The sequence below is a fragment of the Dorea acetigenes genome (assembly GCF_025567385.1).
GTDB classification, from domain to species: Bacteria; Bacillota; Clostridia; order Lachnospirales; family Lachnospiraceae; genus Claveliimonas; species Claveliimonas acetigenes.
Genome location: NZ_JAOQJU010000004.1, coordinates 102,276 through 126,700 on the forward strand (window position 1 = coordinate 102,276; position 24,425 = coordinate 126,700).

25 protein-coding genes and 1 pseudogene are annotated in these 24,425 nt (G+C 38.0%); 24 read left to right on the plus strand and 2 right to left on the minus strand.

Annotated features, from left to right (window positions below):
- Positions 1-23: 23 nt before the first annotated feature.
- The 9 genes and pseudogenes from OCV99_RS06075 to OCV99_RS06115 all read left to right on the plus strand — a co-directional run bounded on the left by OCV99_RS06075 (position 24) and on the right by OCV99_RS06115 (position 10,079).
- A complete protein-coding gene (locus tag OCV99_RS06075; protein WP_158369161.1) occupies positions 24-944 on the plus strand; it encodes a P-loop NTPase family protein in 921 nt (306 codons plus the stop codon).
- A pseudogene (locus OCV99_RS06080) lies at positions 919-1,773 on the plus strand (CpaF family protein); the annotation flags it as partial. The gene OCV99_RS06075 and the pseudogene OCV99_RS06080, both read left to right, overlap by 26 nt.
- A 669-nt stretch (positions 1,774-2,442) precedes the next feature.
- Positions 2,443-2,658, plus strand: coding sequence for a hypothetical protein (locus OCV99_RS06085; protein WP_015525605.1), 216 nt, complete (start codon positions 2,443-2,445; stop codon positions 2,656-2,658).
- Between the two features lie 124 nt (positions 2,659-2,782).
- Positions 2,783-3,103 carry a helix-turn-helix domain-containing protein gene (locus tag OCV99_RS06090; protein WP_013976760.1) on the plus strand — a complete coding sequence of 107 codons (321 nt, stop codon included), beginning with the start codon at positions 2,783-2,785 and terminating at the stop codon, positions 3,101-3,103.
- A gap of 57 nt (positions 3,104-3,160) precedes the next feature.
- Positions 3,161-3,649 (plus strand): hypothetical protein, encoded by a 489-nt coding sequence (locus OCV99_RS06095; protein ID WP_055150161.1) that lies wholly within the window; start codon positions 3,161-3,163, stop codon positions 3,647-3,649.
- 110 nt (positions 3,650-3,759) lie between these two features.
- A complete protein-coding gene (locus OCV99_RS06100; RefSeq protein WP_055150158.1) occupies positions 3,760-6,564 on the plus strand; it encodes a DNA methyltransferase in 2,805 nt (934 codons plus the stop codon).
- A gap of 22 nt (positions 6,565-6,586) precedes the next feature.
- The gene (locus OCV99_RS06105; RefSeq protein WP_055150156.1) at positions 6,587-8,308 is read left to right on the plus strand and encodes a DUF262 domain-containing protein; all 1,722 of its coding nucleotides are present in this window, start codon (positions 6,587-6,589) and stop codon (positions 8,306-8,308) included.
- 837 nt (positions 8,309-9,145) lie between these two features.
- Complete coding sequence (locus OCV99_RS06110) at positions 9,146-9,274, plus strand: hypothetical protein (protein ID WP_008374231.1); 129 nt, start codon at positions 9,146-9,148, stop codon at positions 9,272-9,274.
- A 238-nt stretch (positions 9,275-9,512) separates the two neighbouring features.
- Positions 9,513-10,079, plus strand: coding sequence for a hypothetical protein (locus tag OCV99_RS06115; protein WP_055283378.1), 567 nt, complete (start codon positions 9,513-9,515; stop codon positions 10,077-10,079).
- 57 nt (positions 10,080-10,136) lie between these two features.
- Here OCV99_RS06115 and OCV99_RS06120 read toward each other — a convergent pair whose 3' ends face one another.
- The gene (locus tag OCV99_RS06120; protein ID WP_207747255.1) at positions 10,137-10,529 is read right to left on the minus strand and encodes a MerR family transcriptional regulator; all 393 of its coding nucleotides are present in this window, start codon (positions 10,527-10,529) and stop codon (positions 10,137-10,139) included.
- A gap of 112 nt (positions 10,530-10,641) precedes the next feature.
- On the opposite strand from OCV99_RS06120, the gene OCV99_RS06125 reads away from it, so the two are divergent.
- Complete coding sequence (locus OCV99_RS06125) at positions 10,642-11,529, plus strand: aldo/keto reductase (RefSeq protein WP_055151978.1); 888 nt, start codon at positions 10,642-10,644, stop codon at positions 11,527-11,529.
- 469 nt (positions 11,530-11,998) lie between these two features.
- Here the strand turns inward: OCV99_RS06125 and OCV99_RS06130 are convergent, their stop codons facing one another.
- Positions 11,999-12,796, minus strand: coding sequence for a helix-turn-helix domain-containing protein (locus OCV99_RS06130; protein WP_055151981.1), 798 nt, complete (start codon positions 12,794-12,796; stop codon positions 11,999-12,001).
- Positions 12,797-13,036: 240 nt separating this feature from the next.
- On the opposite strand from OCV99_RS06130, the gene OCV99_RS06135 reads away from it, so the two are divergent.
- The 14 genes from OCV99_RS06135 (at position 13,037) to OCV99_RS06200 (ending at position 24,422) form a co-directional block, all read left to right on the plus strand.
- Entirely contained in the window at positions 13,037-14,140 is a 1,104-nt protein-coding gene (locus tag OCV99_RS06135) for a tyrosine-type recombinase/integrase (RefSeq protein ID WP_055151984.1), read from the plus strand.
- 18 nt (positions 14,141-14,158) lie between these two features.
- Positions 14,159-15,889, plus strand: a complete 1,731-nt coding sequence (locus OCV99_RS06140) for a tyrosine-type recombinase/integrase (RefSeq protein WP_055151987.1) — start codon at positions 14,159-14,161, stop codon at positions 15,887-15,889.
- A gap of 112 nt (positions 15,890-16,001) precedes the next feature.
- Positions 16,002-17,384 carry a tyrosine-type recombinase/integrase gene (locus tag OCV99_RS06145; RefSeq protein WP_262575015.1) on the plus strand — a complete coding sequence of 461 codons (1,383 nt, stop codon included), beginning with the start codon at positions 16,002-16,004 and terminating at the stop codon, positions 17,382-17,384.
- Complete coding sequence (locus OCV99_RS06150) at positions 17,368-17,775, plus strand: DUF6262 family protein (RefSeq protein WP_008374214.1); 408 nt, start codon at positions 17,368-17,370, stop codon at positions 17,773-17,775. Before OCV99_RS06145 ends, OCV99_RS06150 begins: the two co-directional genes overlap by 17 nt.
- A gap of 20 nt (positions 17,776-17,795) precedes the next feature.
- Positions 17,796-18,176 (plus strand): TnpV protein, encoded by a 381-nt coding sequence (locus OCV99_RS06155; protein WP_055151993.1) that lies wholly within the window; start codon positions 17,796-17,798, stop codon positions 18,174-18,176.
- A gap of 131 nt (positions 18,177-18,307) precedes the next feature.
- The gene (locus tag OCV99_RS06160; protein WP_055151996.1) at positions 18,308-18,604 is read left to right on the plus strand and encodes a hypothetical protein; all 297 of its coding nucleotides are present in this window, start codon (positions 18,308-18,310) and stop codon (positions 18,602-18,604) included.
- Positions 18,605-18,752: 148 nt separating this feature from the next.
- The gene (locus OCV99_RS06165) at positions 18,753-19,103 is read left to right on the plus strand and encodes a CpaF/VirB11 family protein (RefSeq protein ID WP_262575047.1); all 351 of its coding nucleotides are present in this window, start codon (positions 18,753-18,755) and stop codon (positions 19,101-19,103) included.
- On the plus strand, positions 19,060-19,815 hold the full coding sequence (locus tag OCV99_RS06170) for a type II secretion system F family protein (RefSeq protein WP_227193415.1): 756 nt from the start codon (positions 19,060-19,062) through the stop codon (positions 19,813-19,815). The genes OCV99_RS06165 and OCV99_RS06170 overlap by 44 nt, the downstream gene beginning before the upstream one ends.
- Positions 19,752-21,047, plus strand: coding sequence for a type II secretion system F family protein (locus OCV99_RS06175; protein WP_227193416.1), 1,296 nt, complete (start codon positions 19,752-19,754; stop codon positions 21,045-21,047). The genes OCV99_RS06170 and OCV99_RS06175 overlap by 64 nt, the downstream gene beginning before the upstream one ends.
- 73 nt (positions 21,048-21,120) lie before the next feature.
- On the plus strand, positions 21,121-21,273 hold the full coding sequence (locus OCV99_RS06180; protein WP_158369277.1) for a Flp1 family type IVb pilin: 153 nt from the start codon (positions 21,121-21,123) through the stop codon (positions 21,271-21,273).
- Between the two features lie 2 nt (positions 21,274-21,275).
- On the plus strand, positions 21,276-22,664 hold the full coding sequence (locus tag OCV99_RS06185; protein WP_158369167.1) for a DUF5702 domain-containing protein: 1,389 nt from the start codon (positions 21,276-21,278) through the stop codon (positions 22,662-22,664).
- Positions 22,665-22,732: 68 nt separating this feature from the next.
- Entirely contained in the window at positions 22,733-23,593 is an 861-nt protein-coding gene (locus OCV99_RS06190) for a pilus assembly protein (RefSeq protein ID WP_262575019.1), read from the plus strand.
- Positions 23,581-24,021 carry a prepilin peptidase gene (locus OCV99_RS06195; protein WP_227193418.1) on the plus strand — a complete coding sequence of 147 codons (441 nt, stop codon included), beginning with the start codon at positions 23,581-23,583 and terminating at the stop codon, positions 24,019-24,021. Before OCV99_RS06190 ends, OCV99_RS06195 begins: the two co-directional genes overlap by 13 nt.
- Complete coding sequence (locus OCV99_RS06200; RefSeq protein WP_158369171.1) at positions 24,018-24,422, plus strand: TadE family protein; 405 nt, start codon at positions 24,018-24,020, stop codon at positions 24,420-24,422. Before OCV99_RS06195 ends, OCV99_RS06200 begins: the two co-directional genes overlap by 4 nt.
- Positions 24,423-24,425: the final 3 nt, after the last annotated feature.

The window sequence follows — 24,425 nt, forward strand, 5'->3', positions numbered from 1 at the left end:
ATATGAACTTACAGGAGGTAATAGTGAGCAGTAAGAATTTGGTCATCTGCGATCCGGAGAAAAGTTACGCCTCCAGACTTGCCGCATTTTTAAATGGGAAAAGGGGACTTGCCTTTCAAGTGAAAATATGTAGTGATCCCGAACAGGTGCGGGCAGTTCAGGAGGAGTTGACGGTTGATTTTCTGCTTATCAGTGATAAGTATCCTATTGAACAGCGAAAAGAACTGGCGGCAGAGGTTACAATCGTGCTTCTCTCTGAGATGTGCAGTACGACAGACAAAAATGAAAACAGTATATTCAAATATCAGTCGGCGGAGGAAGTGTTCAGCCAGATTATGAGAATTCTTTCGGAAAAAGAGAAGGAGGATGTTCTCTATGTCCGTAAAAAAGGAACCGGGAAGATGATAGGAGTCTTTTCTCCGGTACATCGAACCGGTCAGACGGTATTTGCGCTCAGAATGGGGAAGGAACTGGCGAAGAAGCAGAATGTTCTTTATCTGAATTTAGAGACTTATGCAGGAATTGACGGGCATTTTCCAAAGACAGAGAGAAATCTGTCCATGCTTTTGTATTATGCAAAACAAAGGATGGGGAATCCGGGAATTTTGCTGCCATCTTTAATCAGACAGATGGAACGGCTGGATTATATTCCCCCGGTTTCTCTTCCGGAGGAAATTAAGGCAGTGACGGAAAAAGAATGGCTGTGGTTGTTTTCGGAGATTTTGAGAACCAGTATTTATGAGGTGCTGATTCTGGACATAGGCGAGTGCGTCCAGGGTTTGTACGAGATTCTTAAAAGCTGTGATACTGTATATCTGCTTACGGCGGATGACCCGATTGCTGCTTCTAAATTGGCACAGTTTGAGCAGGTTATGTACCAGCTCGGTTATGGAGAAGTATGGGAAAGGATGGTGCCCTGTGATAAAGGCAGAACAATTATATGACAGGATCCTTGCAAAACTGGACCTGTCGCGAGAGGTGGAGGACGAAGAACTGCAGGAACTAATTTTCAGGGTCCTTGAGGAACAGAGCAGGCAAGAGTACATTCCGCTGCAGGAGAAAGCGGTTTTGGGAAGAGATTTGTTTAATGCGTTCCGTAAGCTGGATCTTTTGCAGGAGTTAATTGAGGACGATGAAATTACGGAGATTATGATTAACGGGACGCAGAATATTTTTATTGAGAAGAAGGGAAGGCTTTATCTGACGGACAAAAGATTTGCTTCCCGGGACAAGCTTGAGGATGTGATCCAGCAGATTGTGGCGGGATCTAACCGTATGGTAAATGAAGCTTCACCGATTGTAGATGCAAGACTTGCGGATGGTTCGCGTGTCAATGTAGTGTTGTATCCGGTTGCATTGAATGGTCCGATTGTTACAATAAGAAAATTTCCCAGAGAGCAGATAACGATGGAACAGTTGATACAGTTTGGGACGCTGGATGAAGAATTGGCGGATTTTTTGAAAATTCTGGTAGCCGCTGGATACAATATTTTCATAAGCGGGGGGACGGGATCCGGAAAGACCACATTTCTGAATGCATTGTCCCAATTTATTCCCAAGGATGAGAGGATCATCACAATTGAGGATAATGCGGAACTTAGAATCATGGGCGTGGCGAATCTTGTACGGATGGAAGCCCGCAATGCAAATCTGGAGGGAGTGGGTGCCATTCCCATCCGTGAGCTGATTCGCGCGGCGCTCCGTATGCGGCCGGACCGGATTATTGTGGGGGAGGTAAGGGGCCCGGAGACGATTGATATGATTCAGGCAATTATATGTACTATATAATAATTATATATATAACGTATATAAGGATGGAAAATATAGATTAGAGGGAGAGACATAGGAACGATATGAACATTAAGTATAGGTTATTGTGTAAAAGGTTAATAGAGGAAAGGAAGAGAGTAGGTGTCATTCAATATTATAATGTACTGTTCATAATGGAGTTAGTGTCAGATAAAGACATATGGTCTTTAGAACAGTGGGTGAATGGTATAAATAACATATATATGAAAGATATACATAATTGGTGTAGAATACATTTTGTTAAATATCACACTGTATTTGTTTACAGGAAAGAGTATCCGGTAAAAGCAAATATTTGGAATGGGTATTCATATATAAGGTGGCGGATGGAGCGGATGATGAATTTGGGATAAGATAAAATAGTGATTCTCTTATACGTTTGCCTATAAGTGCATAATTTATTTCCATGTCCTCACCTCCTTTCCATCACAACTTGACTTTTTTGTGTTGTAGATAGGAAAAATGGTGAGCTATACAACAGCAATTGGTTGTATAAAGAGAAGTATATCATATGTATATAGCAAAAAGAAGATTGTCGATTGATGGGAGAAAAAGGCGATAAGTTGTAATTGAACAACAGCGAAAAAAGGGTTATCACTTATGTATTAAAAATTATGTTTGGGAGGAAAATACATGGCAGATAAAGAGGAAATCAAAACACTGGAGGAATTAGAGGAAAAAGGAAGAATACTGCGGGAGTACAAAGAAAAATTCCGGCAGATGTGCCAAGAAAATAAAATGATAAAGGGTTCGACAGTGCTGAAACTATATGATAAAATTGAAGAAATACAAAGAGAATATGAGCATTTAGATAATAAGCTGACATTAATGGAATACAACTTTATATAGTTCTATTTTTTTTGTTTTAATACTACTGTTTCCCTTAGTAAATACTTGTAAGATACATCTCTAATATTTTTGCGGATTTCTAGTTACAATTAAGGTAACTACTATCGGAAAGAGGTGTATTTACTTGCGCACAGAGGATTATATTGCGGACAATATTATAGCTTTATGTAAAAAACGTGATATGAGTAAATATCGGCTGTCACAATTGACTGGTATATCTCAATCTTCGATTGGAAAAATTATTGCTAAAGAAAGTTTACCAACTATGCCTACTGTAGAAAAGATATGTGATGCACTGGGAGTAACAATGGCACAATTCTTTGCCGGAATGGATGTTCCAGTAAGCTTATCAGAATCACAACAAGAGGTTCTGAATATTTGGAATAATCTTGATGAAAAAGAACAGAATGTAGTGATACAAATGCTCCGGGGACTTCAAAAATAAAGGAAACAGTTGTAACGAAAATGTTGACTGTTTCTTTTTTTATGGAGTTGGGAGATTATGGTGATTGAAAAGAAATATTATGATATTGCACAGCGTGAATTGGAAGAAATGCAAAGAGAAATTAATGAAGAAAAAGCGCAAATGTCAGAAGAAGAGATACTAGAAGATAAAAAATGGCATGATGAACAATTGGAAACAATTATTAAAAAGGCAGAAGCTCATATGCGTCGTTTTAAGAAAGTTCCAGATTCTCAAAAAGTAGTGAAATTCACTTTTTTACAAAAAGATGCATTGGAAATTGCACGAAATATGCAGATGAATATAAAAACTGAGCGTAAAGAAGATGATTTATGGGGGACGATAGAAATGTCATTTAATAATATGTGGTTTTTAGATTCGGCTCCTAGTGAATGGAAAGATATTTGGAATAACTTGATGAAGGAAGCTCAGAGAGTGTATATAGAAGCAAAAGATAACATGATCATGTATCAATATTATTATGATTTGGCGGTAGAAGTTCCTTGTGTGCAGACACAATACAAATAATGATATATGAATGCTGTTCTGTAATAATTTTATGATATACTGTGGATATGATATGTAAAAATAGTCGGAGAAAGATTTGTGAATGCACGATTATTTAGGAGGAAAAAAGCATGACAGATGCAGAACAAAGAGAGGCTGCCCGTCAATTTGTAAACCGATGGATGGGAAAAGGGAAAGAAGATGAAGATGGACGTTCTTATTGGATTGATTTATTGACGAACGTTTTGGGAATGGATAATGTGACAGAACGTTTGAACTTTGAAAAGAAAGTTGTAATTGATGGAAATACAAAACGTATTGATGTATATATTCCTGAAACACGAGTAATTATTGAACAGAAGAGTCTTGGAAAAGCATTGGATCAGAAAATCAGGAATTCAGGAGATGTTGATCTTACTCCATTTGAACAGGCAGACAGATATAATGGAAAGCTGACTTTTGATGAAAGAGCTCGGTGGATTGTTACGTCAAATTTTGCGGAAATTTGGATTTATGATATGAACCAGAAACAGCCAGAACCGACAAAGATTGCTTTAGATGAATTACAAAGCAAATATCCATTGTTGGATTTCTTGGTAAAAAAAGAAGTAAAGACAATATCGCATGAAATGGAAGTATCAATAAAAGCAGGAGATATTGTTGGGCTTATTTATGATGCGTTTTTAAAACAATATCGTATACCGGATATTAAAGAAAAAGATGAAACGTCCGAACAGAAAGAAAAAAGAGAGCATAAATTAAAGAGCCTGAATGCTTTATGTGTACGGATTGTCTTTTGCTTATATGCTGAAGATGCTGGAATTTTGGGTAAGAGAAATATGTTTCATGATTATTTGGAAACATATGAAGTAAGGGATTGTCGAAGAGCATTAATAGAATTATTTAAAGTATTGGATACGCCGATATCAGATCGGGACGAGTATTTGGAGGAAGATCTTGCTCAGTTTCCATATGTAAATGGCGGGTTATTTGCTGATGAAACTATTGAGATACCACCTTTTACAGAGGAAATTAAAGAATTACTTCTTACAAAAGCGTCAGAAGATTTTGATTGGAGTGATATTTCTCCAACTATATTTGGAGCCGTATTTGAATCTACATTAAATCCTGAGACCAGACGTTCTGGAGGAATGCATTATACATCTATCGAAAATATTCATAAAGTCATTGATCCACTTTTTTTGGAGGACTTACAGGAAGAGTTTAATGCAATAAAACAAATTCAGGTAAAGCGGACTAAAGATAAAAAGCTGGATGAATTTCAGAATAAATTAGCAACTCTTACATTCCTAGATCCGGCATGTGGTTCTGGAAATTTCCTCACAGAAACTTATTTATCACTTCGACGTTTGGAGAATGAAGTGATACGTGAAAGAGTTGGCGGACAAATGACTTTAGTAGAAGCTCATAACCCAATTAAAGTCTCAATACAGCAATTTTACGGAATAGAAATTAATGATTTTGCAGTAACCGTTGCAAAGACAGCACTATGGATTGCAGAATCTCAGATGTTAGAAGAAACAAAAAGTATTGTTTATGGATTTAATGATGATTTTCTTCCTTTGAAAACATATGTAAATATTACAGAAGGAAATGCTTTAAGATTGGATTGGAATGAGGTCATTCCAGCAACAGGTCTATCTTATATTATGGGAAATCCACCTTTTGTTGGTGCTAGGTGGATGAATAAAGAACAGAAAAAGGATATGGAACTGGTATTTCATGGAATAAAGGATTTTGGAAACTTGGATTTTGTAACAGCTTGGTATAAAAAGGCAAGTGATTACATTCAGAACAGAGATATATTTACTGCATTTGTTTCAACCAATACTATTACACAAGGTGAACAGCCTGCAATATTTTGGAAGCCATTATTTGAAATGGGGATACATATCAATTTTGCTTATAGAACGTTCCGTTGGGATAGTGAGGCGAATTTAAAAGCACATGTTCATTGTGTAATTGTAGGATTTAGCCATGCTAAAAGTAATAAAAGAAAAGTCATTTATGATACGAATGGGGATATGAAAATTGCTGAAAATATTAATGCGTACTTAATTGATTCAGACGATATTTTTGTTGGTAGTAGAAAACACCCTATTTGTAGTGTACCGGAAATAGGAATTGGAAATAAACCAATAGATGGGGGATACTATTTATTTGATAAAGAAGAAATGGAGGAGTTTATAAAACAGGAGCCGAAATCTCAAAAGTATTTTCACCCATGGTATGGAGCAAGAGAATTTATTAATCGTACTCCAAGATATTGTTTATATTTGGGAAACTGTTCACCAAAAGAACTAAGAGAATTGCCAGAATGTATGAAAAGAGTGGAGGCTGTTAGAGAGTATCGACTTCAAAGCACAAGTGCAGGTACACGAAAAATTGCAGATACACCAACAAGGTTTCATGTATCCAATTTCCCTAAAGGGAGCTATATAGTAATACCACAGGTATCTTCTGAACGAAGAAGGTATATACCAATGGGATACATGGATGAAAGTGTGCTATGTAGTGATAAAGTTAGAATAATGCCAATGGGAACATTGTATCATTTTGGTGTACTTGAATCTAATGTACATATGGCGTGGATGAGAGCTATATGTGGAAGATTAAAGAGTGATTATAGTTACACAGTAAATCATGTGTATAATAATTTCCCTTGGCCAGAATTACAGGAAAAACAAAAAGAAAGAATAGAACAATCGGCACAAGGAATATTGGATGCAAGAGCATTATATCCAGATAGCAGTCTTGCAGATTTGTATGATCCTTTAACGATGCCAGTGGAATTAAGAAAAGCACATATTGCAAATGATAAGGCAGTTATGGCAGCTTATGGTTTTGGCATAAAAATGACAGAAGAAGAGTGTGTTGCAGAATTGATGAAACTATATCAAAAAATGCAAGGATAAGTAAGAGGAGTAGCGAAGAAAGATGGATGCACATAAAGCGTTAATTACCAATATTTTTAATAATTCGACATTGGTGGAAGTCCCTTTTTTTCAGAGATCGTATGTGTGGAAAGAAGATCTCTGGGGGCGACTTCTTGAAGATATGGAGTTTGTAGTAAAGACAAAAAAACCACATTTTTTGGGCTCTATTATTTTAAAAGAAGGTCGCAAACCTAGGCAAGGAGAAAATTTTGCAGATTGTAGAACTATAGTTGATGGTCAGCAGAGATTAACAACTTTTTTGATTTTTATGAAAGTGCTTTGCTTAAAATTAGGACAGACTGCACTGTTTGACTGCCAATTTAGAATCATGGGTCAAATGATTGCGCTTAGGCATGGAAGGAATGATATACAGGCTTTTGAAAAAGTAATGACATTAAGCAAAGCGGAAATAATCGACAATCCAGAGCCGGCGTCCAGAATAATAGGAGCATTTAATTATTTTGTGGAACATATTGACGAAAGTAAGTTGGACATTATGACAATATTTGTAAATACGCAATTTGTTCGTATTGATTTGGATGCGGATGAAGACGAACAGCAGATTTTTGATACAATTAATTCTTTGGGCGTGAATCTTACTACATCTGAGTTATTAAAAAATTATTTTTTCAATCGAGAGACTGTTGGCGAATATGAAAGAAAATGGGCAGATGTATTTGAAAAAGATGATGAGACTAAAGTATATTGGGATAGGGAAATTGAGACAGGACGAATAAAGAGAGCAATTATTGACATATTCTTTGATTCCTATTTTCAATTATTTATTCAGGATAAGCAGTACAATATTTCTAATGAAGACAAACTTATGTATTCCAGGGTAGACAGGCTTGCTCAGTCTTATCAGCATTTCATTAATAAGTATTGTGGTGGCAATAAAAATATTGTGCTAGATCAGATGAAAGAATATGCGGAGTGTTTCAGAAATAATTTGAAGCCAAATCAATGTGGAATGAGTATACCGAAGGAAGAAGGTATTGAACGTATAAATGTTGTGATTTTTGGATTAAAAAATACGACGATGATACCATATATTTTATATATTGCAAAAAACGTGCAGGACAAAAACGAGCTAAATAAAATGTATGGAATTTTGGAAAGTTATATAATGAGAAGAGTTGTGGTACATGCATCTACTAAAAGTTACAATAATTTATTTACTTCATTGATTTTGAATAAAGTGCTGGATTCGCAGACTTTAACTTTACGTTTAAAAGGAATTGGTGATGCAACTACATATTGTCCAGATGATAATGAAATGAAAATTGGCTTTGAAACATCAAAACTGGTTAATCTGCAATCAAAAGGAATTATTTATTTGTTAGAAAGTAAAATTCGTTCAGACAATAGTTCTACAGCATTGCTTGGATTTAATAATTACAGTTTGGAACATTTAATGCCAAAGAAATGGAGAAATAATTGGGGAGCTTGCGCGACAGAAGATGATGCAAAAAAAAGAGATTCTCTATTACTGACATTGGGGAATTTGGCGATTATTCCACAAGCTTTAAATGCATCTATACGTGATGCTGCATGGAATGTAAAAAAGGCAGGAAAGGGACAAAATAAACCAGGTTTACTTTTGTGTGCGAGCGGACTTTATACATTACATGACGTACTTCAAAAAAATGATTGGAACGAACATGAAATAGAAAATCGTGCAGAATGGCTCTTAGCTAATGCACAGAATATTTGGAAAATATAGAATATTCCAAATCCATAAAAGCTGAATGAAAACCAATATGGGAATTTTACAGGTGGTACAAAATTTGTAAAATTCTCATATTGGTTTTTTGGTAATCTGTAAAAATTATAAATTTGGATATCAAGTAAGGTTTCGGATTTTTGATTTTTATGTATTTTTCAATTTTGGATATGGCTCCGAAATTGGCAATTTTGCGGAAGTGTATCCACACTTCCTGTCCTTGCTGTTTTTATAATCACACAGTGATTTCACAGGGATATAGGGATATTTAGCCTATTTTATATCCCTGTGTTGTGACCGGAAAAATTCGGGGAACCAAGTGTATATTTATGCTGAATGTGAGGAACTGGGGAGCACAATCCTCAGCAAGATTCCTACGTCCGGAAAATACTATATTGCTAAAATAGCGATATGGTATTACCGGGGTGGATCTTGCTCTAGTGTGTACTGAGACCTCGGCATAAATAGAAAAATGGGTTTGGGGAATCCCCAGCAAGATGAAAACCTGATGAGAGAATATTGTGATGAAAGACAATATTGTTAAACACAGGTGGATCTTGCTCTGGGGTAAGAAAGAAGTATCTTTATATTATCAAAATGATATTTGGAGTTTATGTTGTTGGAAAGTCGTAAGCAGGAAGATAACTTCAAGTTGTTGGTGCAAATATAATGAATAGAAGTGTCCAGTACATTTTTGGTGATGGGTATTTTGGTGGAATCCATTTTTATTTATTTTTGAATAATATAATTTTGAATCTGCAGCCGATTCTGCCTGCCGGACAATGTTTTTAGATATCTGTAAACGTCACGGACTGGAACTTGATGAAGAACCATCGTATGATGGAAGAAAGTATTTGGAAACACGATAGAAGCAAACGCTGTACTTATCGTCTTGTCTGGCAGGGAAGATTATTAGGCATTAACCAGAGAGATATCGGCAGAGAAAACAGAAGTGATAGACAATGATATTTGTTAGATATGCTTCTTGTCGTTGGCTGCATCATATTAAAACGCTTTTTACGTTAAAAAAGTGCTGTGATCACAAGGCTTTTTGCAAGCAAAAATGAAAAGGCTATATATAGGTAGCCTGTGAAACTGGAAGTGCCCATTTTGGGCCTGATTTAAAGAATAATGTTCTGACAGAGACCAATGGAATGACTCTCTGCTGGGGCTCCAAAAGAAAGGAAAAATGATTATGGAAAAAATGATGAATACAAAAACAGAGGGTAACACATTTACAAAGAAAATCGGGCAGACAGTCTATGTTGACTATACTGCACAGTTTCCATGGGAAGCAAAAGAAGAATTTCCATTACTTTTTAATTCAATTTATAGAAACTACAAGACTGTCGAAGTAATTGCCAATAGCATTGGAGCGTATTTTGCTATCAATGCCTTATCAAATCAGCAAATAGAGAAAGCATATTTTATTTCGCCCGTTGTAGATATGGAAAGGCTTATTGCTGATATGATGATTTGGGCAAATGTTACAGAGGATGAACTCAAAGAGAAAAAAGAAATTCAGACAACCTTTGGAGAGACTCTTTCATGGGATTATCTTTGCTATGCAAGAGAAAATCCTATTATATGGGAAATCCCAACGCACATTTTGTATGGTGAAAAAGATAATCTTACCGCTTATGGAACGATATTTGAATTTGTACAGAGGACTAATTCAACACTTTCTATTATGAAAAATAGAGAGCATTGGTTTCATACGGATGAACAAATGAAATTTCTTGATGAATGGATAATAAAATCTTCCAAATAAATTCAAGTTTGGAGAATTGAGAAAATCGGAAGTTGCTGTGTCAACTGTACCGATATATCACTTCAGCAATTCCGGAACAAGATTACTGTAATACGCTGTCTTGCCTGACAGCACATCGTCATAGAATCTCTGCTTCCAGTCAATGTATGCCACTGCCTTTTGCAGTTCAACAATGGATTGGAGCAAGGTTTCTTTTTTTTCCGCAAGAATCACCTTACGTTCTGGAATTGTGCCTTCGCCCTCCATGCACAAAGCAAGATATTGCTTCATCTCTGCAATGCTCATTCCACAGCTTTTCAGGCAGTTCAGACTCTGAATCCATTTGATGTCATGTTCGTCAAAGACACGATAATTTCGTCTGTCTCGCTTGACATTGGGGACCAATCCCTCGTTGCAGTAGAATTTCAGATTTTCATAGGTCATATTGGTGAGAGTACAAGCCTCTTTCATAGAATACACAAAAAAGCCTCCTGTTTTTGAAAAAAATCCTTGACCGGTAGTAACTACCGGCTGTTACGATAATATCACAGAATAAAATTTAATACAACAGGAGGTTTTTGTTATGGACTATATTACTTTGAGCAATGGTGTGAAAATGCCACAGTTGGGCTATGGTGTATTTCAGGTGCCACAGGAGGAATGCGAACGTTGCGTACTGGATGCACTAAAGGCCGGCTATCGTGCCATTGATACGGCACAAAGCTATTTTAATGAAGAGCAGGTCGGTGCAGCAATCGAAAAAACCGGTGTTGACCGTAAAGATATTTTCCTGACCACAAAGGTCTGGATCGAGCATTACGGCTATGAGAAAGCTAAAGCGTCGGTTTTAGACTCTATGGAAAAGCTACGTACAGATTATCTTGATCTTTGCCTGCTGCATCAGCCGTATTCGGATTATTACGGGGCATGGCGGGCACTGGAAGAACTATACGAAGAAGGAAAAATTCGTGCCATTGGTGTATCTAATTTTTATCCTGACCGTTTGGTGGATATTTGCTCCTTTTCCCGCATTAAACCGATGGTAAATCAGGTGGAGGTACATCCTTTCTATCAGCAGGAAGAGGCAAAGAAGTGGATGGACAAGTACAGCGTACAGATTGAGGCCTGGGCTCCGTTTGGCGAAGGCAGAGGGAATATGTTTCAGAATCCTGTGCTGAATGAAATCGGCAAAAAGTATGGTAAAAGTGCAGCACAGGTTATTCTCCGCTGGCATTTGCAACGAGGCGTAGTGGTGATTCCAAAGTCCACACATATTGAACGAATGCAGGAAAACCTGAATGTATTCGACTTTGCACTCTCTGCGGAGGATATGGCAAGAATTGCCGCACTGGACACGAAAATGAGTGCTTTCTTTTCCCACTATGACCCGGCTAAGGTGGAATGGTTTGCAAATATGGTGGAAGAACGCAAAAAGAACCATGACTGTACAAAAGAAAAAAAGGATTGGTAAGGGAGGAAAAGGTTAGCAACGAAAGTACGTAACATAAGCAGATAAATTCCAGTTTGTAGAATTCAAAAATTTAATATGAAATGTGAGATAGAGCGTATGGAAATAATCTATACGTTCTATTTTTTTGCCTTTTTTGAAAAAGTGATTAAAAAACTATTGACATTTTGTTACTGGTAGAAGCAGATGGTTATAAAAAGCTTTTGATAACTATGAGTGCAAAAACAGATAGCTGCGAAAATTTATTATGAGCTAATAGCAAAATTTGATATTTTGTGATATTGAGGGTATGGGGAATCGTAATCTCCATTAAGTTCGTCAGAGAATCATAATCCAGAAATGGGATTTTGAGTTACTCTAGGCGATACTTGCTTTAGAAAATGATTTGCCATAATGAGTTAGAATATGGGAGGAGGAAGCGTTAAAAAAAGAGAGAGCCATAAGCAACTCTCTCTGTGATAAAATCAAAAAGTTATAGTATCAGTGATTCGGTAAGATTACAAAAATCCTTAACAGGAATATTTTCTTTAAGTGGTAAAGCTGTCTCTAAAAAGGTTTCGTCTGCAAATCTTTCGAGTTCAGAATCAAAATATATAATTGAAGCATTTGTATTTAATTGGAATGGTGGAATTGTAACAAAATAATCATAATCTTCGTAAGAAGGAGTGGCGCAAGAAACTTTGATTTTTCCGCCCAATTTCAATTTTGCAAATTCTCCATAAATGGCAGTTAAGGCTTTTTTCCTTTCTTCATCAGAAGTAATTCTATCTACATATCTAATATACCAATAATCTATATTTCCCTCTTTTAATTCAATTAAATAATCGTATGATCTGGGCGTTCCAGATTTTATTGTCCATTCAACTTTATGCAGACTTGTCATCATGGAAAGTCCACGCATTAAGGTAGAAAAAAACTTTTCATGCACCTGAACAGTAGAGAGATCCAAAGAAAATCCATTGTCTGCAATTATCTTTTTTCGTTCCCGTATTTTTTTAGAAGAATATCCCGTTGCATCATATAATTCTTGGATAAGTTCTGGATCATCAATGGCTTTTGCAATTTTATCAATAGTGCTTTTATATGGTCTTCCAGATCGGGCACCGTTGAGCATTCGTGAAATGGTTGCATTATTTAAGCCTGTTTGTTCAGATAATTCTTTTTGTGTTTTTTTCTGTAAAATGATTTGAAGTATATTGATGAATCTTTCCTGATCGTAAACGCTGTCAGGATTTATTAGTGTGCCTGAATTTGATATAAATTCGTTCATTCAAATCTCCTCTTGATTTCTTTGACTTTGTATAAATTGACTTCTTGTATTTTATCTTATCAATTATATCCCTAAAAATCAATTTAAAACATAAAGAAATCAAAAAATACTTTATTGATATTCCCTTAAAAGTCAAAGAAATCAAAAACGTAATTGACATTTTGACGTCTTTGTGTATAATGTAAATCAAGAAGTCAAAGAAGTCAAACAAATCAAAAAGAAAGGAAGGAGGGCTGTGGATTGAAATATAGGGTTGTTTCGATTTTGAAAGATAATAGACCACGTTTTTTGATTATTTCTGATATTGAAGAAATTGAAATCCTTCCATCAAAGTATTTGAAGCATCTGGATCAGATTAATGCTTCTCCGAATACTGTAAAATCCGCAGCTTTCGCACTTTCATATTATTACAATTTTCTGCAGGAGCAAACGATAGGATTGGATGAGATTATATTGCTATCTTATTCAGAGCAGAATAAACATTTTATTGATTTCTTGTATTGGGTTAAGAGTGGAAAGCATACTGAGCATAATACACAGACGAGCAATAAGACCTGCAATATGTATCTTGGTGCAGTCTTCAGATACTACCAGTTTTTGGCACTGGAAGATGTTTTGCCAATGCTTAAAGCCTTACGAGTAAAAAAAGTATCGTATTTTGACAGTATGGGAGTAAATCATCAAAATGCAGTGAATTCGTTTAAAGGTTTCTTCAAAGAAGAAGAACCTAATCTGGAAGAAATAACATCCGAAGAAATACAGGAGCTGATAAATGCCTGTTCGAATGATAGAGATCGATTGCTGATAGCAATGATGGCAGAAACCGGTCTTAGATTAGGGGAAATTCTGGGAATCCATTATACCGAAGATATTGATTTTGAAAGAAGAACGGTTCGGGTAAGGTATCGTGAATACAATACCAACTTGGCAAGAGCAAAAAATGCAGAATATAGAATGGCTTTGTTAAGTAATACAACTTTTGAGTTCTTGGTTAAGTACATTTCTGATAACCGAAAAAGTCTGATGAACTCGGAGTATTTATTTACAAAATTGACTGGAAAAAACAAAGGAGAGCCATTAGATGCGGATTCTGTGTATAGCATGTTGAAAAGGCTATCCCAAAAAACGGATATCAATTCTCATCCGCATCAGCTCCGACACTATTTTGCGGAGGAAAGAAGAAAAGAAGGATGGGATTTGAATGACATTCGTTTTGCCCTGGGGCATAAGAAAGTTGAAACTACCATTAAATACTTGGGTGAAAATAATGAACGATTGATAGAAGCGACAGATCAATACTACTCAAATAATGAAGATTTATACCAAATTGCAGATTTTCTGTAAAAGGAAGGAGGGATTACCTTGGCAGTATTAAAAATTGTTCCGAAGTTATATCAGGAAAAAATATCCGAGAAATTAAAGGAAGAAATATCTTTAGTTACGAATGGAGAAGCAAAATACTATAACCGGTTATACAAATTTTTCCAGTATACAGATATACAGTGTACTGCAGATATTAACTATGAAACGAGAAAAATGTATATGGATTCTCTTGAAAAAGAGGATATTTCAGAAAAATATAAAGCGGAATTACTGAGCTTATTTGATCGTTTAAAAATAGAAAATATGCCGGATGTCTATTCACAAGGAAATCCCTTCTCTGTAGAACAGGAGTTTTTTAAGCAAGACAAATTGTTTTTGCTGTATGTCCCCAATAAGAAGAAAGCACACTCTTTTCGTCAGGTGGTCGATAAGAATGATTTGTTATGGGACTTAACGAGGATACATTCATCACAGTTGGTGCGACAGACAAAAATATTGCTGTGTGAAATTCTGAATATGGATAAGGTACAAAGACATCGAAGATATTTTTTAGAACCATTAAAAGCACTTATACGGTTTTGCGATAAGTACGGAATAGATGATATTGAAGAAATGGAACAGGCAGATGAAAACAGATTTTATCTGTATTTAAACAAAGAGTCGGAAATTATAAAAAAACAGGCTTCTAAGATTGTTGAGTTTGCGAGAAGAACGTTATTTCTAACAGATTCAGAGACAAATTGGCAAGCGTGTATCTGGTATATGGATAGGTTTCAGTTTGATAAATCGAGAATCAATGCCAGTTCACCTGTTAAAAGCCTTTCATTTATTAATATTTACGAAAAAGAAAATCGTTGGTATTTACAATTATACGCAAAATATTTGGTCGGGATATCTGATCTGTCTTTATCAAATATCCGAAATACAATAAGTTTTATTTCACAATTTTTAAAATATCTGGATGGACAGAGTAAGAAAGTAACTGAACTGGAGATGCAAGATATAGCGGATTATGTGTCTGCTTTGGATGAGTCCGATATTAAGTATTCCACTTTTAACCGATATATCACACATATGCATACATTTCTACAGTTTTTGAAAATGAAAAATATTGAAGTGTTGAAGTTTTATCCGGAACGATTTTTAAAAAAAGGTTTTTCGGAACACAATGAAAGAAGTGTTCCAGAAAAAACAATTGCTCATCTAATTAAGGAGCTGCCGGCATTCCCAGAGCATTTACAGTTGATGTATTTGATTTTGTTTTGCACAGGAATTAGGAAAAGCGAGGTTTGCACAATAAAATCGGGAGCCTTTTATTCACAAGGCAATGAGAATTGGATGCGCATATATCAAAGCAAAATGCGGAGAGAAAAAGTCATTCCTGTTCCTAGTTTATTGGTTGGACTGGTGAATGATTATGAAAAAAAGTATGGAATAAAAAATGGGGAGTATTTATTCAAAAATAAAAAGGGTGGTGCATTTAATGGACAGACATTTTCAAATCAGATGATTCGGGAGTGTAAGGTTCGTGGGATTGCCTGCGGAGATTATATCTTTAGAGCACACGATTACAGACATAACCTTGCAACTTCAATGTACGGAAATGGGGTTTCTATACAAGGGGTACGAGATTATCTAGGACATTCAAGTGAGAATATGACAAAACAGTACATTGATTTCATGCCGGAACGTATTGTATCGGCTGAAGATAAATATTTCTTTAAAAATCAGTCATTTAAATTGAAAGGAGCAGAAGATGATGAAAGGTAATATTAATTTGATTTCGTATGACTGTTATCAACAAGCTACAGAAAAACAGTTGGCAGGACTGAAATGGAAGGAAAACAGGGTGTACTACATATCAGAGATTCATAATGAAAAGATGCAGGATGAGATTTATGGGTATATCGATGATAGATGTAGACGTTTGTCATTATCAACAGTAGTAAATGATATTTACAGATTTGATCTGTTGAAAGAATTTCTGAATGAGAAGTGTACAAGTTGTAGCAGCATCACTGATAAAAAATGGGAAGAACTGGAGAGAAGTTATAAAGCATTTTTATATAAAAAAGGATTGGCGCTGTATGTTAGAAGAAATAGACCGGATAGGCGGAATGTTGAGCAACAAAGTAGCGCTCAGATTTCTTTTCTGAAAATGTATTATGAGTATGTTGTGAAGTGTAAAACAGCAGATATTCCAGAAAATGAAAAAGATGTATGGGATATGAGAAAGTTGGATATTGTGCCAAGGAGTAATCCGATTCGTGGAAGATATAGATTAGATTTTCGTGAGATCAGGCAGAAAGAATTTAAAGAGATAATAAAGAAAATATTGTATAGCCACTGCCAGACAAAAGCAATGGGTAGTATAAAAGGTGAATTGCGTGGATTCCGTCGGTTTGCTAGTTTCATGTATGATCGATTCCCAGAAGTAAAGCACTTTACAGAAATTAGCAGGGATATGATAGAAGATTATCTGGTTTATATAAAAACGGATACCGGTCTTACATCAGTCAGTTACACGACAGAGCTGTCGGTTTTGGATAATCTGTTGGATGAAATAGGGCGTGAACTGGAAATAGGAAATATATGCAACCTTTTTCTGTCCAGTGATTGCAGAGCATATGACAACGCTTTACCAGAAGCGTATTCAGATGCAGAAATCAGAAGATTTAATTGTGCATTAACAAAATTAAAGCCCCAGTTAGGCAGATGTTTAATAATACATCAGATGCTCGGTACAAGAATAGAGGATACGTTGACTTTGCGAAGGGATTGCTTATCTGAGAAATCTGGACATTATTTTATAACTATTATCCAGCAGAAAACAAGGAAATACAAAAGACCAGTTAGCGATCAGCTGGCAGAATTGATTAGAAAAGCAATAGAAGTTTCAGAAAAGGAGCATCCAGATTCAGAATATATTTTTCTGCAAGATAATGGAAAATTGTATACAGATTCAATGCTGAAATATCATGTAAATATCATGATTTATGAAAATGATATCAGGGATGATAATGGAAATTATTTTGAGTTTCGTACACATCGTTTTAGACATACTTTTGGAGTAAAACTTACAGAAATGAAATTAGATGATGATAGCATTGCAAGGCTGTTGGGGCATAAGGATACACGAACCATACCACATTATCGGCGGTTAAGAAACGAAGCATTAGCGGAGGATACAAAGGCTGTACGAGATGAAATGAATGAATTATTAGCACAATACAGGAGGGAAAAGGAAAATGCAGAAACACGATAAAATGGTAGCACTGGCAAAAGAAAAAAGTGCGGAAATGACGGAAACAGCAATAACAGCTATTGAAACAATGTATAGAAAAAATATAAAAATTTCAGTTGCTGAACTTACAAAACTAACAGGACTTTCTAGAGGTTTTTTCTATAATAATCCGAATGTGAAACAGGTCATGATGGAATTGAAGGAAAAACAACAGGGAATGATATTGCGAAATCCTAAAAGTGATGCTATTGCAAAAGCACAGGAAGCACGGATTAAGAGTTTAGAACAGAAATTATCCGATAGTGTTCCGAAAAACGAATATGAAAGTCTTCAGAAAAAATATGAAGAATTACAGGTGAAATATAGTCAAATGAAAAAGGGAACACTGTTGAAGATGTACGACCAATTATAGGAAGAAAAGGAGAATATTTTATGCAGAACGAAATTTATGATGAGAAAAATGGACTTACTTATATGTTATGTGGTGATTATTATTTGCCAGAATTGGCACTTACAGATATCGAACCAACTTATGGGAAATATGGGATGCTTCGTAAAAGCTATTTACAGGAACACAGAAAGGCAAAATATCAAATATTGTTGTTACAAGGAAAACTTGTCGAGCATTTGAATCAGATTGATGCAGAAGCAAGGGATAGAGAAGAACAATTAGTAAAACAGATGATGGAGAAAGAAGGAATTACAGAGGAATTAAAAAGGCAAGACAACATGGAATGGACAAGGAGGATGAATACCCTTTGTCATGATGCAGAAGAGATGATTTTGACGGAAATGATATACACGAAAGGATAATGAACTGTATTGGATAGCAAGAATTTTGCAGCCCGGATAGCAAAAAAGTGGAAGTCCGGATAGCAAAAAAATGGAAGTCCGGATGGCAAGATTCTTGCTGTCCGGAAAGATAAAAAAGGGAGGGATTAAAAATGTTGGTTAAGTACATAATAAAAGTGTTTTTATATTTAATTCTTGCAGTAATGACATTGATTCACTGGTTATTAAAAATTCCGATGATATTGGGAAATATTTTGCTTTACTTTTTATCAATTATATTTATTCTGACAGGTGTTTTGAGTTATGGATTTGCATTGGAATCTGCAAGAGAATGTGGTCGAATGATAATAATTGGGATGGCATTTGGTGCAATACCAGATTTTGTCCCATTTTTGGGAAAAAGTTTAGAGACATTGGTTGCAAAACTGTTGAGTATGACAAATGAATGAGAAAGTCGATATGAAAGAGGGCTGTGAAAGGCGCTCTTTTCTTTTTGCAACTGTGGAATGGCAAGATAATAACGTTATATACAGTGTATATTAAGTAAAGCTATTGTATTTCTGCATGATGGGAACATAGGGAGTCCATATAAAGGCACTGTCTACCGGACACAAGGGAAGCTTAAGTACCGGGCATTCGGACAGCCCGGAGGATATGCTGCGCAGGCTGGAAACCATGGTGCTGATGGGAATGGAGATACCACTGGCAGCCATTCAGCGGCAGATTGCATCGGCGATAGACATTGTGATACATATCGGCAGACTTCGGGATAAGAGCAGAAAGGTGCTGCAGGTGGTGGAAGTTCTGGGATACCGGAACAAAAAGATTGAGACGCAGGTGCTGTATGAATTCAGGGAAAATCCGGAGAAAAAGGAGAGGATAACCGGTGAATGGAAGCAGATTCATGACCTTATTCATAAAGCCAAATTATTTTCGGCAGGATATTAAGAAGCGGGAATATCTGCTGACGGCAGTGCGGTGTATGGCACTTATGGGGCTGATTGCTTTTTTATATTATGATTCTTTCTGGGCAGTTCCGGCGCTTCTGCCAATAGGATTCGGGTATTTTCTTCAGTGGGAACAGGAATGCATGGAGAAGAAAAGAGTGGAATTTCAAAAGCAGTTCCAGGAAAGTATTCGGGCTTTATCCGCATCTCTTGGTGCGGGCTATTCGGTGGAAAATGCAATGAAGGAAACGAAAAAAGAGCTGTCGGTTTTGTATCGTGATACAGAACCGATTCAGAGGGAATTTACCTATATGATCCGGCAGATACATCTGCATATTCCCATAGAACAGATTATAGAAGAGTGGGCAGAGCGTACCGGGCAGGAGGATGTATATAATTTTGCGGCGGTTTTTGCAGCGGCAAAAAGGAGCGGCGGCAATATGACAGGAATTATAAAGAATGCAATCCGGCAGATTGAGGATAAGCTGGCGGTGGCGGAAGAGATAGAGACGATTCTTGCAGCGAAAAAGTATGAATTTAAGGTTATGTCGGCAGTTCCTTTCGGGGTGATTGCTTATATGAAAGTCAGTTTTCCAGAATTTATGGATGTTCTGTACGGCAGCAGTGTGGGAATTGGGGTGATGAGCGGATGTTTGGGCGTATATATCGCGGCATATTTGCTGGGACGAAAAATTATAAATATCGAAGTATGATACTGGTGTTATGTGGAACGGTCTTTCTGTCGCTGTCGCTTTTATATATGGATGTCCGGGAGAGCAGAAAGGAAGCAGAGGTTATAAGGCGTAATACTTATGGGCAGGGAAGCAAGACAGAAGAAAGGGAAGTCACCGTCGGCGGCGAGAAGATGGAAGAACCATTGGAGATTACCGTTGGCGAGAGACAGTATACAAGTGAGGAAATCAAGAAGGTATTTGAACAAAATATTCGAAGGCTGGATCTGTTGATCCTGGGAGAGAATAAGAGTCTGGATGAAGTTCGTTCTGACCTTGAGCTGATAACGGAGATTCCGGATGAGCCTGTGGAAATTGTGTGGGAATTGGACCGGTACGATGTAATGAATATGCAGGGGAAACTGCAGGAGAAAAAAATAGCAGAAGAAGTATCGGAAAATCCGGATATAAAGCGGGATGGAATTCTGGTGCAGCTTAAGGCGTTTCTCAGGTATACGGAAGACGAGACGAAGGAAGCTCTTTATGAAAGGGCAGTAAAAGTTTTTCCGCCCCGCTTAAGCGAAGAAGAAGAAAAAGTAGAAAAGATATTGGAGGAAATACAAAATGAAGAAAACAATAATTCGTCTAAAGAAACGATTGAATTGCCAAAGAAAGTGGAAGGTGAAAAAATTACATACCGCCGCCCGATAGATTTCAGGTGGTTCGGCGTATTGCTGCTGGGAATATTTGCGGCGGGATTGACAGGCTGTCTGATTCGCCAGGAAGAGAAAAAACAAGTAAAAAAGCGCAGGATACAGCTAATGCGGGATTATCCGGAAATTATAAATAAACTGTGTCTGTTGCTTGGAGCTGGTATGACGATTAAAAATGCCTGGAAGAAGATAACGGATGATTATGAAAAAAAGAAAGCGAAAACCGGAGAGCGTTTTGCTTATGAAGAGATGCTTGTAGCGTGCCGGCAGATGAGAAGCGGTATGACGGAAGCGGAATGTTATGAGCAGTTCGGGAAGCGATGTGAGACTCCTGCTTATCTGAAGCTGGGGGCGCTGCTGTCGCAGAATCTCAGGAAAGGAACCAAGGGATTGTCTGAGATGCTGCAGATGGAGGCGGTTCACGCGTTTGAAGAAAGAAAAGCGTTGGCAAAAAGAGTGGGAGAAGAGGCAAGTACGAAACTTTTGCTGCCTATGTTTTTTATGTTGGGGATTGTTCTGGTTATAGTGATTGTTCCGGCATTTTTATCTATACAAATATAAAAATTTCAACGAAGGAGGAAAGATTATGTGGAGACTGAAACATGCATTTTTTACAGTAAAAGAACGGTTGGAGATGAGTCTGCGGGATGAGAGTGGAATTGGAGTGGTAGAGGTTATTTTGATTTTGGTTGTGTTGATTGGATTGGTGATTATCTTTAAGTCACAATTAACCAGTCTGGTGGAGACCATTTTTCAGAAGATTACCAGCGAAAGTGCAGGAATTTAGAAATGCGGAAGGGGGAAGTAACAGCATTTTTAAGTTTGATATTTTTGTTGCTGATATCTTTCTCAGCGTCGATTATGGAGGCAGCTTCCATCCAGATGGCGAAAAATTACAGGCGTGCGGATATGAACCGCGCGGTGGAATCTGTGTTTGCAGAGTATAGAAAAGAACTGTTGGAAGAATTCGATATTTTTGCATTTGATGCGGGATACGAGACGGGAGAATATGAAGAAAACAAGATCAAAGAGCGGCTTGAATTCTATGGAGCATCCGGTATGGAGCAGAAGATTTCGCGGATTCGGCTCTTGACAGATCAATCCGGACAGGAGTTCTATGAACAGGCAGTCCGGTATGTACAGCACAGATATGGTCTGGATTTTCTGGACAGGTATGCAGGCCTGCCGTCTGTCTGGGAAGAACAGGAAGAACATGCGCGGGAGTATCAGGGAGAAGAATACGATGCAAGAGAAGAGCTGGAGCAGGGACTTCTGGAAAATGAAGGCGCGCTTCCCACTGAAAACAATCCTCTGCCAAACATGGAACTGTTAAGGAACCGTTCACTTCTGGATATTGTTATGCCCCGTGGAAAAGCGGTTTCTTCTAAACAGTTTTCTCTGAGTGAAATGGTATCAGAGAGGGAACGGCAGCAGGGGTATGGCAGTTTTGAAGATGTGGCCGAAGAAGGAACACAGTCGAAGCTTTTGTTCGGAGAATATCTTCTGGAGCATTTTTCTGTGGCAGTGGAAGAAACCGAGACGGCGGAGGATTCGATTGCAGAGGAAGATAAAGCTCTGGATTATGAGATGGAATATATTCTGGAAGGAAAGGGAAGCGATAGGGAGAATCTGGAAGCGGTGGCAAAAAAGCTGCTTCTCCTTCGCTTCGCCCCCAACTATGGGTGTATTTTGGGAAGCGCCGGAATGCGTGCGCAGGCAGAGTCGCTTGCATTGACATTGTGTACGGCGGCAGCGCTCCCTATGCTCACAGGGGCAGTGACGCAGGTTCTTCTGCTGGCATGGGCTTTTGGAGAAAGTATCATGGATCTTCGCTCTCTCCTGGGCGGCAGCAGGGTGGCACTTGTAAAGACAGAGGAAAACTGGCAGCTTCGTTTGACCGCTCTGCTTACTTTGGGGACGGAAGAGGATACAGGAGAAGGTGAGGATATGGCAGATGGTTTATCCTACAAGGAGTATCTTCGGATTCTTCTGTTTCTAAAGGAGAAGGAGAAGATGACTATGCGGGCGCTGGATATGACAGAGTTATGCCTTCGGAGAGAAAAAGGGCTTACCTGGTTCCGGGCAGACTGTTGTGTATGCAAAATGGAACTGGAGAGCACTTGTAGTCTGAGAAGAGGGATTTCTTATCAGTTCCGAACTTATTATGGATATAAATAAGAAGTGCATGGAGATGTCCTTATGGGGTTTCTCTAATGGAAATAAAATATGACGAAAGGAGTTATCGCATGATCCTCACAAAGCAAATACCAACGAATAGTATCACATTAACCCAAAATCCTCTTAACGCCCAAAGGACATCTCCATGCACTTCTTTCCATGAAAAAAGGAAAAGCCGGTGGAATGGGAAGCTTTGCGCCAGCATTACGGTAGAAGCGTCACTGGCGGTTCCGGTTTTCTTTTTTGCTATATTGACGTTTTTCTATATGTTTGAGGTGATGGCGGTTCGGACAAGTATAAGGAGCGGAATGCATTATGCCGGAAAAGCGTCGGCAGAGAAAGCTTATTTGATTTCGGTGGTTACGCCGGGGCAGTTGGAACAGGATATTGTAGAAGCAGTGGGAAGAGAAAGACTGGAAAGAAGTATTGTGGTGGGAGGGAGTAGTGGGATTCACTGTGAAGGGTCAAGGATGTCTCTAAAAACGTCCATATTGGAAATAAAAGTTTCTTACCGGGTGGAGCTTCCTGTTCCGCTGGTAGTTGGCGTATCGGTTCCCATGGAAGAAAACATGCGTTTCAAAGGCTGGTCCGGATATGAAAGAAACGCATTTGGCGGAGAGAATGACGAAACAGTCTATGTTACGGAGAACGGTGTGGTATATCACAGAAATTATCATTGTACCTATCTGGATCTTTCCATTCGCGGAGTAGCGGCTGAGAGTGTGGAGAATTTAAGAAATGAGAGCCAGGGAAAATATCATGCCTGTGAGAAATGTATGGGCGGCAGGATCCCGGCAAGTGTTTACATTACGGATTACGGGGATCGTTATCACAGTACGCTCGCGTGCAGCGGATTAAAGCGGACGGTTTATGCAATTCCTCTGTCAGAGGCGGTAGGAAAGGGAGCGTGTTCAAAATGTGGGAAATAGAGAAAATAAGCAAGGGGATTTGTCTGTGCTTTCTTGCTATCTGCAGTTGGCAGGATATAAAAAGGCGGGAAATATCCGTTTCTTTCCTGTGGGTGGGAAGCTTACTGGGGATTGTAAGTTTTATCTGCCGCGGCAGGGAATGTTGGTATTTGTATCTTTCAGGTGCCGGGATAGGGATAGTTTTCCTGATTATCAGTAAAGTTACCAAAGAGGCAATCGGTTATGGAGATGGGTGGATTGTCTGCATTATGGGGAGCTTTTTGGGAATTTGGAGTTTGTTAGAAGCGCTGGCGGCAGCCTGGATGTTCCTGGCCGCCGCGGCCATGGTATGTCTGGTGAAAAAGAAGTGGTCAAGAAAATCAGTGCTTCCGATGGTTCCTTTCCTGACAGCAGGGTACGTAGTTTCATTGGCGGCGAGGTGTGTATGATGTGTGTAAAAGGAAGTATGACGATAGAGATGGCTTATATTATGCCGGTAATTTTTCTGGTATTTTTTCTTAGCGTTACAGGTATTTTTTATTACCATGATAAAAATATTATCAGCAGTTGTGCTTATGAGACGGCAGTTGTGGGGAGTGTAAAGGCGAGAGAAAAAGACGGGATAGAAGAAGAGGCGTTAAACGCCGCTTTTCAGGAACGCATAGACGGGAAGTGCATACTTTTTGCAGGCGCACGGGCACAGATTTCGGTCGAAGAGGATGAGATCGCAGTTGCCGCGACAGCAAGAAAAGGCAAAATGAAAGTATCCGTCCGTCAGTCGGCCAGGGTTACAGAGCCGGAGAAATATATCCGGGATGTTCGAAGGGTAAAAGGAATTATAGAAAGATAGGAG

What these genes read in the sequence shown, in the direction of transcription:
- OCV99_RS06095 (WP_055150161.1), top strand. Translation starts at nt 3,161, where the DNA reads ATGGTGATTGAAAAGAAATATTATGATATTGCACAGCGTGAATTGGAA.
- OCV99_RS06100 (WP_055150158.1), top strand. Translation starts at nt 3,760, where the DNA reads ATGACAGATGCAGAACAAAGAGAGGCTGCCCGTCAATTTGTAAACCGA.
- OCV99_RS06125 (WP_055151978.1), top strand. Translation starts at nt 10,642, where the DNA reads ATGGACTATATTACTTTGAGCAATGGTGTGAAAATGCCACAGTTGGGC.
- OCV99_RS06145 (WP_262575015.1), top strand. Translation starts at nt 16,002, where the DNA reads ATGCAGGATGAGATTTATGGGTATATCGATGATAGATGTAGACGTTTG.
- OCV99_RS06190 (WP_262575019.1), top strand. Translation starts at nt 22,733, where the DNA reads ATGATCCTCACAAAGCAAATACCAACGAATAGTATCACATTAACCCAA.
- OCV99_RS06200 (WP_158369171.1), top strand. Translation starts at nt 24,018, where the DNA reads ATGATGTGTGTAAAAGGAAGTATGACGATAGAGATGGCTTATATTATG.
- OCV99_RS06150 (WP_008374214.1), top strand. Translation starts at nt 17,368, where the DNA reads ATGCAGAAACACGATAAAATGGTAGCACTGGCAAAAGAAAAAAGTGCG.
- OCV99_RS06160 (WP_055151996.1), top strand. Translation starts at nt 18,308, where the DNA reads ATGTTGGTTAAGTACATAATAAAAGTGTTTTTATATTTAATTCTTGCA.
- OCV99_RS06180 (WP_158369277.1), top strand. Translation starts at nt 21,121, where the DNA reads ATGAGTCTGCGGGATGAGAGTGGAATTGGAGTGGTAGAGGTTATTTTG.
- OCV99_RS06120 (WP_207747255.1), bottom strand. Translation starts at nt 10,529, where the DNA reads ATGAAAGAGGCTTGTACTCTCACCAATATGACCTATGAAAATCTGAAA.
- OCV99_RS06130 (WP_055151981.1), bottom strand. Translation starts at nt 12,796, where the DNA reads ATGAACGAATTTATATCAAATTCAGGCACACTAATAAATCCTGACAGC.
- OCV99_RS06185 (WP_158369167.1), top strand. Translation starts at nt 21,276, where the DNA reads ATGCGGAAGGGGGAAGTAACAGCATTTTTAAGTTTGATATTTTTGTTG.
- OCV99_RS06085 (WP_015525605.1), top strand. Translation starts at nt 2,443, where the DNA reads ATGGCAGATAAAGAGGAAATCAAAACACTGGAGGAATTAGAGGAAAAA.
- OCV99_RS06115 (WP_055283378.1), top strand. Translation starts at nt 9,513, where the DNA reads ATGATGAATACAAAAACAGAGGGTAACACATTTACAAAGAAAATCGGG.
- OCV99_RS06155 (WP_055151993.1), top strand. Translation starts at nt 17,796, where the DNA reads ATGCAGAACGAAATTTATGATGAGAAAAATGGACTTACTTATATGTTA.
- OCV99_RS06195 (WP_227193418.1), top strand. Translation starts at nt 23,581, where the DNA reads ATGTGGGAAATAGAGAAAATAAGCAAGGGGATTTGTCTGTGCTTTCTT.
- OCV99_RS06175 (WP_227193416.1), top strand. Translation starts at nt 19,752, where the DNA reads ATGTTTGGGCGTATATATCGCGGCATATTTGCTGGGACGAAAAATTAT.
- OCV99_RS06105 (WP_055150156.1), top strand. Translation starts at nt 6,587, where the DNA reads ATGGATGCACATAAAGCGTTAATTACCAATATTTTTAATAATTCGACA.
- OCV99_RS06170 (WP_227193415.1), top strand. Translation starts at nt 19,060, where the DNA reads ATGACCTTATTCATAAAGCCAAATTATTTTCGGCAGGATATTAAGAAG.
- OCV99_RS06110 (WP_008374231.1), top strand. Translation starts at nt 9,146, where the DNA reads ATGATGGAAGAAAGTATTTGGAAACACGATAGAAGCAAACGCTGTACT.